The sequence below is a fragment of the Pseudomonas sp. 15A4 genome (assembly GCF_016925575.1).
Taxonomy (GTDB): Bacteria; Pseudomonadota; Gammaproteobacteria; order Pseudomonadales; family Pseudomonadaceae; genus Aquipseudomonas.
The window spans coordinates 257779-272579 of sequence record NZ_CP068986.1; the positions used below are offsets into that span (position 1 = coordinate 257779).

Genomic DNA, 14801 nt, shown 5'->3' on the forward strand with positions numbered 1-14801 from the left:
GTGAGCGTCGAAAACGCGAACAACAAGGAACACTCGATGGCGACTTTTCTGGTTCTTCACGGACCTAACCTGAACCTGCTGGGTACCCGCGAACCGGGGATCTATGGCTCGATCACGTTGGCCGACATCAACCAGGATCTGGAACAGCGTGCGCGCGAAGCCGGTCACCATCTGATGTACCTGCAGAGCAACGCTGAATACGAGTTGATCGACCGCATCCATGCTGCACGCGATGAAGGCGTGGACTTCATCCTGATCAATCCGGCTGCTTTTACGCACACAAGCGTTGCGATACGTGACGCGCTGCTGGGAGTGAGCATCCCATTCATCGAAGTGCACCTGTCAAACGTGCACAAGCGCGAACCTTTCCGCCATCACTCCTACTTTTCAGATGTTGCTGTAGGCGTGATCTGCGGCCTTGGCGCCAGCGGTTACCGACTGGCCCTGGAGGCCGCCCTGGAACAATTGGCCAAGCGTTCGGAGGCGTGAACGGCACAGTCCCGTACTGAGCCAGACCGCCGGAACCGGCTACCAAATCCCCCTGACCGTCCCTTGGGAGTTGATGATTAATGGATATCCGTAAAGTCAAGAAACTGATCGAATTGCTGGAAGAGTCCGGCATCGACGAATTGGAAATCCGTGAAGGCGAAGAATCCGTACGGATCAGCCGTCACAGCAAGACTCCAGCACAGCAGTACTACGCGCCGGCTCCGGTCGCCGCTCCGGCTCCTGCCCCTGTTGCAGCGCCAGTGGCCGCCGCCGCTGAAGCACCTGCTGCTCCACAGCACGCCGGCAATGTCATCAAGTCGCCAATGGTCGGTACGTTCTACCGCACCCCGGCGCCTGGCTCGCCAGCGTTCGTTGAAGTCGGCAAGACCGTCAAGAAAGGCGACACCATCTGCATCGTTGAAGCGATGAAAATGATGAACCACATCGAAGCCGAAGTCAGCGGCACGATCGAATCCATCCTGGTAGAAAACGGTCAGCCGGTTGAGTATGACCAGCCGCTGTTCACCATCGTTTGAACCGGGGAGAGCCTGCGATGTTGGAAAAAGTCCTGATCGCCAACCGCGGCGAAATCGCCTTGCGCATCTTGCGTGCCTGTAAAGAACTGGGCATCAAGACCGTCGCGGTCCATTCCACGGCAGACCGTGAGCTGATGCACCTTGGCCTGGCAGACGAAACCGTCTGCATCGGACCGGCGCCAGCCAACCTGTCGTATCTGAACATTCCGGCCATCATTTCGGCTGCAGAGCTGACCGGCGCCACGGCGATTCACCCGGGCTACGGTTTCCTCGCGGAAAACGCAGACTTTGCCGAGCAGGTCGAGAAATCCGGCTTCGCGTTCATCGGCCCGAAAGCCGAAACCATTCGCCTGATGGGCGACAAGGTGTCCGCCAAGGACGCCATGAAGCTTGCCAAGGTGCCGACCGTTCCCGGTTCCGACGGCCCGCTGCCGGAAGACGAAGAAACGGCATTGCGCATTGGCCGCGAAGTCGGCTATCCGGTGATCATCAAGGCCGCTGGCGGCGGCGGTGGTCGCGGCATGCGTGTGGTGCACAAGGAAGAAGACCTGATCGAAGCGGCCAAGCAGACCCGTGCCGAAGCGGCTGCCTGGTTCAGCAACCCGATGGTCTACCTCGAGAAATACCTGACCAACCCACGTCACGTGGAAGTGCAGGTGATTTCCGACGGCCAGGGCCAGGCGATACATCTGGGCGACCGCGACTGCTCCTTGCAGCGCCGTCACCAGAAGGTCCTGGAAGAAGCGCCCGCGCCATTCATCGACGAACAAGCCCGCAAGGACGTGTTCGCGGCCTGTGTCAAAGCATGCATCGACATCGGCTACCGTGGCGCCGGCACGTTCGAGTTCCTGTACGAGAACGGACGCTTCTACTTCATCGAAATGAACACCCGTGTTCAGGTGGAGCACCCGGTTTCGGAAATGGTCACCGGTATCGACATCGTCAAGGAGATGCTCAGCATCGCCGCCGGCAACAAGCTGTCGTACACCCAGGATGACGTGGTCATCACCGGGCATGCGCTGGAATGCCGGATCAACGCCGAAGATCCGAAGACCTTCGTCCCGAGCCCGGGCCTGGTCAAGCATTTCCACGCGCCAGGCGGCAATGGCGTGCGTGTGGATTCGCACCTGTACAGCGGCTACAAGGTTCCGTCCAACTACGACTCGTTGATCGGCAAGCTGATCACCTGGGGCGCCACCCGCGATGAAGCCATGGCGCGCATGCGTAACGCCCTGGATGAAATCGTGGTCGACGGTATCAAGACCAACATCCCGCTGCACCGTGATCTGACCCGCGATGAAGGCTTCTGCGAAGGCGGCGTCAACATCCACTATCTGGAACACAAACTGGCTGCTGACAAGCATTGATCCGCCAGTAACGTGCTGCAGACCAACAAAGCCGCTTTCGAGCGGCTTTGTTGTTTTTCGGTCGGGCCCTGGATTTTGGGACGCGCCCATCCTGTGGGACCGGCTTTAGCCGGGAAGAGGCCTGGGTGACCGACATCACCTTCGCGGTGTGACGCTTAACGCATTCCGGGCTAAAGCCGGTCCCACTTTCCCAGCCTCACTGCCACACCCTCTTTGTTGTTTCCCCGGGAACCCCGTAAACTTGCCGGTCTTTCGTGGCCGTCGGCCGCTTCTCATTTTTCAACTCGAAGGTCACCCGCCATGCCTTGGCTGCAAGTCCGTCTCGCCATTAGCCCAGAACAAGCCGAAACCTACGAAGACGCCCTGCTCGAAGTCGGCGCCGTATCGGTGACGTTCATGGACGCTGAAGACCAGCCGATCTTCGAGCCAGAGCTGAACACCACGCCACTGTGGTCGCACACGCACCTGCTGGCGCTGTTCGAAGCCGACACCGATGCCGATCACGTGCTCGCTCACCTGCGGCTGCTTACCGACGCCGAGCTGCCGGAGCACACCCACGAAGTGATCGAAGATCAGGACTGGGAACGCAGCTGGATGGACAACTTCAATCCGATGCGCTTCGGCCAGCGCCTGTGGATCGTACCGAGCTGGCACGCCGCGCCGGAACCCGAAGCGGTCAATCTGTTGCTCGATCCGGGCCTTGCATTCGGCACCGGTACCCATCCGACCACCGCGCTGTGCCTTGAGTGGCTCGACGGCCAGGACCTCGCCGGCTGCAACGTGCTGGATTTCGGCTGCGGTTCCGGCATCCTCGCCATCGCCGCGCTGTTGTTGGGCGCTGAACAGGCGGTCGGCACCGATATCGACGTCCAGGCCCTCGAGGCCTCGCGCGATAACGCCGGTCGCAATAACGTCCCGGCCGAGAAATTCCCGCTGTACTTGCCTGAAGACCTGCCCCAGGTGCAGGCCGACGTGCTGGTGGCCAACATCCTGGCGGGCCCGCTGGTTTCTCTGGCGCCGCAGTTGGCGAGCCTGGTCAAACCCGGTGGCCGCCTGGCGCTGTCAGGCATTCTTGCCGAGCAAGGCGAAGAAGTCGCTGCTGCTTACGCCGACGCGTTCGAACTGGACCCGATTGCCAACCGCGAGGGCTGGGTACGGATCACCGGTCGTCGCCGCTGACAGCCAGTTGTCCTAAGATCCAACCATCAGGCGCTCTTTAACCCGGATACCCGCATGACCGACAGCTTCGTCACTCAGTGCCCGCATTGCCAGACCAGTTTCCGCGTCAGTCACGCTCAGTTGAGCGTGGCCCGAGGCATGGTGCGCTGTGGCTCATGCCTGCAGGTGTTCAACGCTGCGAAGCAGTTGCTGGAACAACGCGGCGGGACGCCCCGGAAGCGCCGCTCACTTCCGCGCCAAATGCCGAAAGCGCTGAGAAGAAACCGGAAATCCTCGCGACTCAGTCACTCGTCGTGGCCCAACCAGCGTCACTGCCGGTGAAACGTGAAGAGCGTGATGTGGACCTGGACAGCCTGGATCTGGACGATCTCGACGTGGAATTGGCCCGTCTCGAACAGCGCGAGATTCAGCGGCCCGAGTCTTTCGGGCGGGTCAGCAAGGCGCGCGACCACGACGAAGTCGAGTCCTTCAGCGCCCGACGCGACGAGCCTGACGTCGCGCAGGAGTCGTGGGCCCACGGCATGAGCCACGACGATGTCGACCGGCTGCCCGAACTGCGCGCCGAAGTCGTCGAGGAACACGAAGCGCATACCGACCACACGATAGACGAAGGCCCGCTGGAAGAGCCCGTCAATCAACAGGACCGCCATCGTACCGAGCCGTCATTCTCGCGGACGCCTGACGATCTGGACGACCTGAATGACGAGCCGGCTCGCCCCCACTCGTTCAAGCATCAAGCAGAACCCGACGATGAACCGTCGTCGGAACGCTTTTCCGCCCTGGATACCCACGACGATCAGGATCACCTCAGCGCACGTCACGATGATGATGAGCACGACGAGGCCCCGCGCGCTGCTACCGACGGCAAGCGTGGCGGCCGCAACGAGCCGGGCCTGCGGGACAGAGCGCTGGTCGACATTACGGATGACCCGCTGCAGCTGTCCTGGCAAAAGCCCAAACCGCGCCGGGTTCGACGTCTGCTGTGGGTGCTGTTCGTCCTGATTGCGCTGGGCGCACTGGCCGGGCAATACATTGCGTACCACTTCGAAGAACTGGCGCGGCAGGATCAGTACCGTCCCCTCTTCATGGAGCTGTGCCCGACCCTCGGCTGCAAGGTCCCGTCCAAGGTCGATATCAAACTGCTCAAGAGCAGCAACCTTGTCGTGCGTAGCCACCCCGAATTTCAGGGGGCTCTGGTCGTTGACGCGATCATCTATAACCGAGCGTCCTTTTCACAGCCCTTCCCGCTGCTGGAACTGCGCTTTGCCGATGCGACGGGTCAGTTGATTGCCAGCCGTCGATTCAAACCGGGTGAGTACCTGAGCGGCGAGCTGGCGGGCAAGGACGAGATGCCGCCGCAGACGCCGATTCACATCGCACTGGACATCCTCGACCCGGGCCCAAAGGCGGCGAACTACAGCCTCAGCTTCCGCTCGCCGGAGTAAAGACGCCACGCACACCGGTTTCTCCGCACCGAAATGCAGCACCCTGCGCGGGAAGAGATGCCCGAATTTCGACGACGCTTTTATGACAATTCCGTCCTAAACCTAAACGTTTGCGATAAGAACGGAGCTGTTCAGATTTTATCCAATTCAGCCTTTATCCAGTCATCGAGAGCGGGTATCATGCCCACCCTTTTTCATACTCTGGGTCCCGTCTGAATTGGCGCTGAAGCACTTTTCGGACCAGACCTCGTGATTCGGCCCCACAACAGGTCACCCTATGTCGGCGGTACGCATCGGCCCTTACACATTGCAAAACGGCTTGATTCTCGCCCCGATGGCGGGTGTCACCGACCAGCCCTTCCGACAACTCTGTCGCCAGCTCGGCGCAGGCCTGGTGGTCTCGGAAATGGTCACCAGCGACATGAGCCTCTGGAACAGCCGCAAGTCGCGGTTGCGCATGATTCACGAAGGCGATCCCGAGCCCCGCTCGGTACAGATCGCTGGCGGGGACCCGCAGATGCTTGCGGACGCAGCACGCGCCAACGTCGAACTGGGCGCGCAGATCATCGACATCAACATGGGGTGCCCGGCAAAAAGGTCTGCAACAAGGCCGCCGGCTCAGCACTGTTGAAAGATGAACAGTTGGTGACCGAAATCCTGCACGCAGTGGTTGCGGCAGTCGAGGTACCGGTCACGCTGAAGATTCGCACCGGCTGGGACCGGGCGAACAAGAACGGTCTGACCGTCGCCAGAATTGCCGAACAAGCCGGCATTCAGGCACTGGCGGTGCACGGGCGAACCCGTGCCGATCTCTACACCGGTGAAGCCGAGTACGACACCATCGCCGCCATCAAGCAGGCGGTGTCCATCCCGGTGTTTGCCAATGGCGACATTGATTCACCGGAAAAGGCCCGCTACGTCCTTGACGCGACCGGCGCCGACGGGCTGTTGATTGGCCGGGCCGCCCAGGGGCGCCCATGGATTTTTCGCGAGATAGAACACTACCTGCAGACCGGAGAGAAACTTCCGGGCCTGCCCGTCGGTGAAGTGGAACGCATTCTGCTAGAGCATCTGGCTGCGCTTCACACGTTCTATGGCGACGTGATGGGCGTGCGAATCGCCCGCAAACACGTCGGCTGGTACCTCGCAACGTTGCCGGGCGCCAGGGAGTTTCGCGCCCTTTTCAACCGTTTGGACGATACAGAAGCACAGTGCGCCAACGTTCGGGAGTTCTTTTCCCAGCGCGATAAATCCCGCCCAGCAGGGAACGAAGAAGAGGTGGCCGCATGACGATGATGACTGAGACTTTAGTGAGTGGAACAACACCCGTGAGCGACAACGTCAATTTGAAACAACACCTCAATACGCCGAGCGAAGAGGGTCAGACCCTGCGCGGAAGCGTCGAGAAGGCGTTGCACAACTACTTCGCTCATCTGGAAGGTGCGGCCGTCACTGATGTCTACAACCTGGTGCTCTCGGAAGTCGAGGCGCCGTTGCTCGAGTGCGTAATGAACTACGTGAAGGGCAATCAGACCAAGGCCTCCGAGCTGCTGGGGCTGAATCGCGGCACCCTGCGCAAGAAACTCAAGCAGTACGACCTGCTGTAAGCATCCGAAAAACAAGCGACCTCACTTCAATGCGGTCGTTTTTTTGCAAAATTCTTTTGCTTTTGATGGAAGTTGAGATGACCGACCAGACGACCCGCCTGCCGATCCGCCGCGCCTTGATCAGCGTATCCGACAAGACCGGCATCCTTGAATTCGCGCGTGAACTCGAAGCCCTCGGTGTCGAGATCCTCTCCACTGGTGGTACGTTCAAGCTGCTCAAGGACAACGGCGTTGCCGCAGTAGAAGTCGCCGACTACACCGGCTTCGCTGAAATGATGGACGGCCGGGTCAAGACACTGCACCCGAAAATCCACGGCGGCATCCTGGGCCGTCGCGGCATCGACGACGCCATCATGAGCGAACACGGCATCAAGCCGATCGACTTGGTCGCCGTGAATCTCTATCCGTTCGAAGCGACAGTTTCCAAGCCTGGCTGCGACCTGCCGACCGCCATCGAGAACATCGATATCGGCGGCCCGACCATGGTGCGCTCCGCCGCTAAAAACCACAAAGACGTCGCCATCGTCGTCAACGCGAGCGATTACACCAACGTGCTGGAAAGCCTCAAGGCTGGCGGTCTGACCTACGCGCAGCGCTTTGACCTGATGCTCAAGGCCTTCGAGCACACCGCAGCCTACGACGGCATGATCGCCAACTACCTGGGCAGCGTCGACCAGTCCGCTGAAACCCTGAGCACCGAAGGCCGCAGTGAATTCCCGCGCACCTTCAACACTCAGTTCGTCAAGGCCCAGGAAATGCGCTACGGCGAGAACCCGCACCAGAGCGCGGCGTTCTACGTTGAAGCCAAGCCTGCCGAAGTGGGCATCGCCACCGCGACCCAATTGCAAGGCAAAGAGCTTTCCTACAATAACGTCGCCGACACCGACGCGGCGCTTGAGTGCGTGAAGAGCTTCGTCAAACCCGCGTGCGTGATCGTCAAGCACGCCAACCCGTGCGGCGTTGCAGTAAGCCCGGACGCGGAAGGCGGCATTCGTCAGGCCTACGAGCTGGCCTATGCCACTGACAGCGAATCGGCGTTTGGAGGCATTATCGCTTTCAACCGTGAACTGGATGCCGAGACGGCCAAGGCCATCGTCGAGCGTCAGTTCGTCGAAGTGATCATCGCCCCGAGCGTCAGCGCCGAAGCCCAGGCCATCATTGCCAGCAAAGCCAACGTGCGCCTGTTGACCAGCGGCCAGTGGGACGCAGAACGCGCGCCAGCCTGGGATTACAAGCGGGTCAACGGCGGCCTGCTGGTGCAGAGCCGCGACATCGGCATGATCGGCGCCGACGACCTTAAAGTGGTCACCCAGCGCGCGCCGACCGAGCAGGAAGTCCACGACCTGATCTTCGCCTGGAAAGTCGCCAAGTACGTGAAGTCCAACGCCATCGTCTATGCCAAGAATCGCCAGACCATCGGCGTCGGCGCGGGCCAGATGAGCCGCGTGAACTCCGCGCGCATTGCCGCGATCAAGGCCGAACACGCCGGTTTGCAGGTGCAGGGCGCTGTCATGGCTTCCGATGCGTTCTTCCCGTTCCGCGACGGCATCGACAACGCGGCCAAGGTCGGCATCACGGCAGTGATCCAGCCAGGCGGTTCGATGCGCGATGCTGAAGTGATCGCCGCAGCGGACGAAGCGGGTATCGCGATGGTCTTCACCGGCATGCGCCATTTCAGGCACTGAGTGCAGCGGCAAGCATCAAGCTGCAAGCGGTAAGTAAAAGCAGATTCGCGTCGCTTTACTCGCCCTTGCAGCCCTATTAATTCAGAGCAATGAGCCGTGATTAAGAGTTGTGCTATCCGCTTTTACTTGCCGCTTGTAGCTTGCAGCTTCTCCGAAGGAGTCCTTCTTTGAATATTTTAATCATTGGCAGCGGTGGCCGTGAACACGCTCTGGCCTGGAAGGTCGCGCAGGACGCTCGTGTCGAGAAAGTCTTCGTCGCCCCGGGCAATGCTGGCACTGCCACTGAAGCCAAGTGCGAAAACGTTGCCATCGACGTACTGGCGCTGGAGCAACTGGCGGATTTCGCCGAGAAGAACGTCGCGCTGACCATCGTCGGTCCGGAAGTCCCGCTGGTGGCCGGTGTCGTTGATCTGTTCCGCGCCCGTGGCCTGAAGTGCTTTGGGCCGACCAAGGCCGCCGCGCAGCTGGAAGGCTCCAAGGCATTCACCAAGGATTTCCTGGCGCGCCACAACATTCCCTCTGCCGACTACCAGAACTTCACCGAAATCGAACCTGCTCTGGCGTACCTGCAGGAAAAAGGCGCGCCGATCGTTATCAAGGCCGACGGCCTTGCAGCGGGCAAAGGCGTCATCGTCGCAATGACCCTCGCGGAAGCGGAAGACGCCGTGCGTGACATGCTGGCCGGCAATGCCTTCGGCGACGCAGGTTCACGCGTGGTGATCGAAGAATTCCTCGATGGCGAAGAAGCCAGCTTCATCGTCATGGTCGACGGCAAGAACGTGCTGCCCATGGCCACCAGCCAGGACCACAAACGCGTCGGAGACGGCGACAGCGGCCCGAACACAGGCGGCATGGGTGCGTACTCCCCGGCCCCGGTGGTCACCGCCGAGGTTCACCAGCGCGTGATGGATCAGGTCATATGGCCGACCGTCAGGGGCATGGCGGCCGAGGGCAACATTTACACCGGTTTCCTCTATGCTGGTCTGATGATCGACAAGGCCGGCAACCCGAAAGTCATCGAGTTCAACTGCCGCTTTGGCGATCCTGAAACCCAGCCGGTGATGCTGCGTCTGCAATCGAGTCTGGTGGCGCTGGTCGAAGCCGCTCTGGCGCAAACGCTGGATACAGTGGATGCTCAGTGGGACCCGCGACCGAGTCTGGGGATTGTGCTGGCAGCTGGCGGTTACCCGGCCGACTACGCCAAGGGCGACGAGATTCACGGGCTGGACGCTGCGGCCGCGTTGCCCGGTAAAGTGTTTCACGCCGGCACGGCGTTGCAGGATGGCCGCATCGTGACCTCCGGGGGTCGCGTGCTGTGCGCGACAGCGCTGGGCGACACCGTTGGCGATGCCCAGAAACAAGCGTACGCACTGGCTGCAAAGATTGACTGGCAAGGTTGTTTTTACCGCAAGGACATTGGCTACCGCGCCATTGCCCGGGAACGCGGCGACGATCTGGCATGAACCTCGGCCCACTGACGGCTCTTCTGGAGCAGCCAGTGGGACCGGCTTTAGCCGGGTAGGGCCAGGATGAGCAATCAGCCAGTGCGCCAGAGTTAAACAGGCTTCATTCACGAAGGGATTTCGCCGTGCGCTGGCTCAGGATTGCCACTCGTTTGACCGTCACATTGCTGACCCTGCTCTGGATATCCTCGGCCACCGCCGAGGTCAGTGCAGGCTGGTCAACCCTTGTCGACGATCAGGCGAACCTGAACCTCAGCGACATTCGCTCCCCTCACTACGAATCCCAGTTCAGCCCGGTCGAACTCGACAAGGTGCGCGCGACTAACCGCGACGCCGCCCTGTGGCTGCACTATCGCCTGCCCCCGACCACCCATGAACAACTGGTGCGGATCTTCGCGCCCGACCTGGCGACGGTCGATATGTACGTGCTCGACGGCGACACCCTGATCGATCACTCGCGCTCCGGTAACCGGGTGCCGCGAGAAGCCCAACCCCTGCCGTCACTGGACTTTCTGCTGCCAGTGCCCCACAGCGACAAGCCGCTCGACCTGTATTTGCGCCTCAAGTCCGAGCAGGAACTGCGCCCGAACATCACCTTGCAGTCAGCGGTCTCCAGCGCTGCAGACGAGCGCCGACCGCTGCTGCTCGGTCTGTTCTTCGGCTCACTGGCCATGTTGATCGTGCAGAACATCACGCGGTTCGCCCAGTCCCGCTCGATCAGCAGCTTGTGGCTGGCAGCCTGTGAAGCATTTCTGGGGCTGAGCGCGTTGCTGTTGCTCAACCTTCAGGCGCCGTGGCTGCCGCGCTGGCACCTGGCGCAGACGCCGAGTGCTCACCTCGCCCTGCTCCTCGCTGCCGCGACGGGGCTGATGTACACGTACTGTTTCTTCATTCAGCGCGGGGTCGAGATGCTCAACCGGCTGCTGATGGGCGTGCTGCTGGTGGTCGGCTTCGGCGCGCTGCTGGTGCTGTTCGTTGAAACGCTGCCGCTGAACATCATGACGTTCCTGCTGGTGGCACTGACCACGGTCAGCATCACGCTGGTTTCGATCTACCACCTGCAGAAAGGTTACTCCCCTGCCCGGCCGTTCGTGATCGCCATGATCGCGTTCAATCTCGGCAACCTGGTGGTGCTGCCGGCCATGCTCTGGCTGACGAGCATTCCTGCGCAGACCCTGATCATCGGGGTGCTGGCGGTGTTTTGCCTGTGCGGCTTGCTGATGAGCATCGCCCTCAGCGAGCGTCATCGCAGCATCACCGAAGACAACTTCAGCATCAGCCGTGAGCTGGCGGCGAGCACGGCAGAAATCAATGCCAAGGCCGAGTTTCTGGCGAAGATCAGTCACGAAATTCGCACCCCCATGAACGGCGTTCTAGGGATGACCGAGCTGCTGCTGGGCACGCCGTTGTCGGTCAAACAGCGCGATTACGTGCAGACCATTCACAGCGCCGGCAATGAACTGCTGACCCTGATCAACGAAATCCTCGACATCACCAAACTGGAGTCCGGGCAGATCGAGCTGGACGACGTACAGTTCGATCTCAACGCAATGATCGAAGACTGCCTGAGTATCTTCCGCGCCAAGGCGGAGCAGCAAAGTGTCGAGCTGATCAGCTTCATCCAGCCCCAGGTACCGCGCGTTATCAGCGGTGACCCGACACGCCTGCGGCAGACGCTGCTCAGTTTGCTGGAGAACGCATTAAAGAAGACCGACGAGGGCGAGATCCTGTTGGTCGTCGCCCTCGACTCTCGCGGTGGCAAGCCACGACTGCGCATCGCCGTACAGGACAGCGGCACGCCGCTGACGCCCAAGGAACGGGACGCGCTGCTGCACGCCGAGCTGCATAGCAAGAACTTCCTGGCGGCCAGCAAGGTCGGCGGTCACTTGGGGCTGGTCATTGCCCGGCAACTGATCCTGTTGATGAACGGCGAGTTCGGCATCCAGAGCGGCACCAATCAGGGCAGCACGCTATGGCTGAGTCTGCCTCTGGATGCGGAACGACTGGAGCAGCCTCCCGCCGATCTGGACAGCCCGCTCCAAGGCGCGCGGGTTCTGGTGGTCGACGACAACGACACCTGTCGCAAGGTGCTGGTCCAGCAGTGCAGCGCCTGGGGGCTGAACGTCAGCGCCGTGCCATCCGGCAAGGAGGCCCTGGCGTTGCTGCGAACAAAAGCTCACTTGCGCGACTATTTCGATATTGTCCTGCTCGACCAGAACATGCCCGGCATGACCGGCATGCAACTGGCCGCCAAGATCAAGGAAGACCCGAGCCTGAACCACGACATTCTGCTGATCATGCTCACGGGCATCAGCAACGCGCCGAGCAAGATCATCGCGCGCAATGCAGGGGTCAAACGCATCCTCGCCAAACCGGTCGCCGGGTACACGCTGAAGACAACACTGGCGGACGAGCTCAATCAACGCAACAAAGGCAATGCGCCCTTCTCTGCCGTACCCGGGTTGACCAGCGATATTAACGTGCCCAGCGACTTCCGCATTCTGGTCGCCGAAGACAACAGCATTTCCACCAAGGTCATTCGCGGCATGCTCGGCAAGCTCAACCTGCAGCCGGACACCGCCAGCAATGGCGAAGAAGCGCTGCTGGCGATGAAGACCCAGCGCTATGACCTGGTGCTGATGGACTGCGAAATGCCGATCCTCGACGGCTTTTCGGCGACGCAGCAGTTCCGCGCCTGGGAAACCGGCAACCAGCGCATCCGCACCCCTGTGGTGGCGTTGACCGCGCACATCCTGGCAGAGCACAAGGATCGCGCGCGCCAGTCCGGCATGGATGGCCACATGTCCAAGCCGGTGGAGATGTCACAGTTACGCGATCTGGTCGAATACTGGGTGGAGCAACGCGCTCGGGATGACGCCACCCGCGGCGAAGACCGTTATGAGCAAAACTGACCGCCAAGTGGCCGTGACGGGCTGATAGACTTGGCGCCGTCCCAGTCTGCTGCCATGAGCTCAAACCATGCTTCACGTGCTGTTCAGCGTTTACCTGAAGATGCTGGTGCTCTATAGCCCATTCTTCGTCCTGTCCTGTTTCATTTCCCTGAGCCGCGGTTATTCGCGCAAGGAACGTCGGCACCTGGCGTGGAAAATCGCCCTGGCGACTCTGGTTTCCAGCGTCTTGCTCTACCTGTTCGGACGGGTGATTTTCGGGGTCTTCGGCATCACCGCCGACGCCTTCAGAATAGGCGCCGGCAGCGTGCTGTTCATCTCAGCCCTGGCCATGGCCCAGGGCAAATCCGGCGTGCAGACCGACAACGTTCAGCAGGACGTTGCGATCGTACCGCTGACCATCCCCATCACCGTCGGTCCGGGCACCATTGGCGCGCTGCTGGTCATGGGCATCAGTCAGCCGCACTGGGATGACAAACTCACCGCCATCGTCAGCATCGCGCTGGCCAGTCTGACCGTCGGCGTCATTCTTTATCTGTCCAACAGCATCGAGCGGATTTTGGGGGATCAAGGGCTACAGATCGTCAGCCGCCTGATGGGTCTGTTCGTTTGTGCCCTCGCCGCCCAGATCATCTTTACAGGCATCAAAGGTTACTTGATCACCTGACGTGGGTACGACCGGGCGCAACCATCACGCAGACGGGGCTGCAGGCTTGCCTGACTTCAGTGCGTCGAAATACAGACGCGAGTACCGCTCCAGCGTACCCAGGACCTTCTCGCGGTAAGGCTCGAATGCTTTTTTATCGTAGAGATACGAGCCGCCATCAACATGGATGACCATGGTGAGCCGAGGTGCAGTTAACCAACCGTCAACGGCCGTTTCTACAATCATGTTCAGACCACAGACCATGACCTCGATGTGTCCGTCTGACGCTTTTCTGCACGGCACCACCTGAAAAGCTTCAGCCTTGCCCGTACTGAACCAGTCTTCGAAGAATGATTGGACCTCGCTACTGTGCAACATGGCTTCCAATGCCGAGCGACCCTGTGCGCCCAACTGAGGACTTCCCGTTGCCTGGATACTGCTTCTCACGACCTCAGGCAACTCTCGCCTGTGCTGAATGCGGATGACATTGCTCTCCAGCACACCGCCCAGTTTGAAACCATTGTTAAACAGACCCGCCTGATAGCGCTCTATCCATTTCTTCCACGCATGCTGGCGATCAAATTTCCGGCCAGCACGTGTCTCTGTGTAATTCAGGCAATCGAGAATGTCGTTCCTTTCCCGGTCTGACACCTCTGACGAAAAGGTCACCAGGCTCTGGCCAGTCAGTACCGTATTCGCGCGGGCCTCACCCATGTGACCCACCTTCGGGCTCTCCGGGCTCGACAGGGCAAAGTGGCAGAATCAAGCCATCACGCCTTCCCTCCAGAAATGTCTCGACTTTGTCCCGGACCCGTTTGAACGCGACGAGGTCCAGATCCCGTCTCATGAAACGAATATCGATAGACCCCGTGATCTCGCTGCTGGCAAACGATTGATCGAACAGATCATTTTGTATTTCAGCGGTGGTCTTGAACGCTATGACGCAACTGAAGAGCACCTCGCCAGCTGCTGCATAGCTCAGCATCAGGTGCACGAAAGTCGCTTGAGGCAATGGCACCTGCGCGGAATCAACGGCCGGCAACTCGTTCGCAGGTTTGTCAGTCCACGCTTTCAATGCGTGTGTTTTAAACAATATCTGCGTAGCTGCGTCAGGTTCGATCACAGCCAGACGCCTGAGCATTTGCCTCACATCATCCGCAGCCAAATCCGGCAGGCGGCGGCAAAGCTCATGATCTAGCACGCGGCTAATATTAAAGCGCTCTTCGGGTCCTGGCCTGATTGTGCTGGTGCGCAAGTCTGACAGCATCCACTTGAGGTTGCGCATAGCATTATCATGTTCATTCGACCACTGAACAGGCGAGTCCAACCGTGCGTATTTGTCATCGGCATACAGCTGCGAAAACAGTAGTGAGTCAAGTATGCTTTTTCGCACCGAAGACTCAATAGCTGTAGCACTGCAAACAAGGTGCCCTGAAACTACTGCGTTTTTCATTGAACATTCCATTGCTCTACTC

The 14801-nt window shown here is 60.2% G+C and carries 11 protein-coding genes and 2 pseudogenes; 11 read left to right on the forward strand and 2 right to left on the reverse strand.

Annotation, left to right across the window (positions count from 1 at the left end; genetic code table 11):
• Window positions 1-36: 36 nt before the first annotated feature.
• From aroQ to JN403_RS01215, 11 genes and pseudogenes are all read left to right on the forward strand, one after another.
• Window positions 37-489 (forward strand): type II 3-dehydroquinate dehydratase, encoded by a 453-nt coding sequence (gene aroQ, locus JN403_RS01165; RefSeq protein ID WP_065987726.1) that lies wholly within the window; start codon window positions 37-39, stop codon window positions 487-489.
• Between the two features lie 80 nt (window positions 490-569).
• Window positions 570-1025 (forward strand): acetyl-CoA carboxylase biotin carboxyl carrier protein, encoded by a 456-nt coding sequence (gene accB, locus JN403_RS01170; RefSeq protein WP_074890450.1) that lies wholly within the window; start codon window positions 570-572, stop codon window positions 1023-1025.
• Between the two features lie 17 nt (window positions 1026-1042).
• Window positions 1043-2392, forward strand: coding sequence for an acetyl-CoA carboxylase biotin carboxylase subunit (accC, locus tag JN403_RS01175; RefSeq protein ID WP_172610592.1), 1350 nt, complete (start codon window positions 1043-1045; stop codon window positions 2390-2392).
• 300 nt (window positions 2393-2692) lie between these two features.
• Window positions 2693-3571 (forward strand): 50S ribosomal protein L11 methyltransferase, encoded by an 879-nt coding sequence (gene prmA / locus JN403_RS01180; RefSeq protein ID WP_172610591.1) that lies wholly within the window; start codon window positions 2693-2695, stop codon window positions 3569-3571.
• 54 nt (window positions 3572-3625) lie between these two features.
• Window positions 3626-5016, forward strand: a pseudogene (locus JN403_RS01185) (DUF3426 domain-containing protein).
• Between the two features lie 277 nt (window positions 5017-5293).
• A pseudogene (gene dusB / locus JN403_RS01190) lies at window positions 5294-6306 on the forward strand (tRNA dihydrouridine synthase DusB).
• Window positions 6303-6623: a DNA-binding transcriptional regulator Fis gene (gene fis, locus JN403_RS01195; RefSeq protein WP_007907419.1), complete on the forward strand. Its 321-nt coding sequence runs from the start codon at window positions 6303-6305 to the stop codon at window positions 6621-6623. The pseudogene dusB and the gene fis overlap by 4 nt, the downstream one beginning before the upstream one ends.
• 77 nt (window positions 6624-6700) lie before the next feature.
• A complete protein-coding gene (gene purH, locus JN403_RS01200; RefSeq protein WP_205484859.1) occupies window positions 6701-8308 on the forward strand; it encodes a bifunctional phosphoribosylaminoimidazolecarboxamide formyltransferase/IMP cyclohydrolase in 1608 nt (535 codons plus the stop codon).
• Between the two features lie 167 nt (window positions 8309-8475).
• The gene (gene purD / locus JN403_RS01205; protein ID WP_205484860.1) at window positions 8476-9771 is read left to right on the forward strand and encodes a phosphoribosylamine--glycine ligase; all 1296 of its coding nucleotides are present in this window, start codon (window positions 8476-8478) and stop codon (window positions 9769-9771) included.
• A gap of 125 nt (window positions 9772-9896) precedes the next feature.
• Window positions 9897-12683, forward strand: coding sequence for a hybrid sensor histidine kinase/response regulator (locus JN403_RS01210; RefSeq protein ID WP_205484861.1), 2787 nt, complete (start codon window positions 9897-9899; stop codon window positions 12681-12683).
• A gap of 67 nt (window positions 12684-12750) precedes the next feature.
• Window positions 12751-13347, forward strand: a complete 597-nt coding sequence (locus JN403_RS01215; RefSeq protein WP_205484862.1) for a MarC family protein — start codon at window positions 12751-12753, stop codon at window positions 13345-13347.
• 24 nt (window positions 13348-13371) lie between these two features.
• On the opposite strand, the gene JN403_RS01220 is transcribed toward JN403_RS01215, so the two are convergent.
• Both JN403_RS01220 and JN403_RS01225 read right to left on the reverse strand, forming a co-directional pair.
• A complete protein-coding gene (locus JN403_RS01220) occupies window positions 13372-14040 on the reverse strand; it encodes a hypothetical protein (protein WP_205484863.1) in 669 nt (222 codons plus the stop codon).
• Window positions 14033-14779 carry a hypothetical protein gene (locus tag JN403_RS01225; RefSeq protein ID WP_205484864.1) on the reverse strand — a complete coding sequence of 249 codons (747 nt, stop codon included), beginning with the start codon at window positions 14777-14779 and terminating at the stop codon, window positions 14033-14035. The genes JN403_RS01220 and JN403_RS01225 overlap by 8 nt, the downstream gene beginning before the upstream one ends.
• Window positions 14780-14801: the final 22 nt, after the last annotated feature.

Excerpts from the sequence above, each read along its gene's own strand:
- aroQ (WP_065987726.1), top strand. The coding sequence starts at position 37 with ATGGCGACTTTTCTGGTTCTTCACGGACCTAACCTGAACCTGCTGGGT.
- fis (WP_007907419.1), top strand. The coding sequence starts at position 6,303 with ATGACGATGATGACTGAGACTTTAGTGAGTGGAACAACACCCGTGAGC.
- prmA (WP_172610591.1), top strand. The coding sequence starts at position 2,693 with ATGCCTTGGCTGCAAGTCCGTCTCGCCATTAGCCCAGAACAAGCCGAA.
- JN403_RS01220 (WP_205484863.1), bottom strand. The coding sequence starts at position 14,040 with ATGGGTGAGGCCCGCGCGAATACGGTACTGACTGGCCAGAGCCTGGTG.
- accC (WP_172610592.1), top strand. The coding sequence starts at position 1,043 with ATGTTGGAAAAAGTCCTGATCGCCAACCGCGGCGAAATCGCCTTGCGC.
- purH (WP_205484859.1), top strand. The coding sequence starts at position 6,701 with ATGACCGACCAGACGACCCGCCTGCCGATCCGCCGCGCCTTGATCAGC.
- JN403_RS01225 (WP_205484864.1), bottom strand. The coding sequence starts at position 14,779 with ATGAAAAACGCAGTAGTTTCAGGGCACCTTGTTTGCAGTGCTACAGCT.
- accB (WP_074890450.1), top strand. The coding sequence starts at position 570 with ATGGATATCCGTAAAGTCAAGAAACTGATCGAATTGCTGGAAGAGTCC.
- JN403_RS01215 (WP_205484862.1), top strand. The coding sequence starts at position 12,751 with ATGCTTCACGTGCTGTTCAGCGTTTACCTGAAGATGCTGGTGCTCTAT.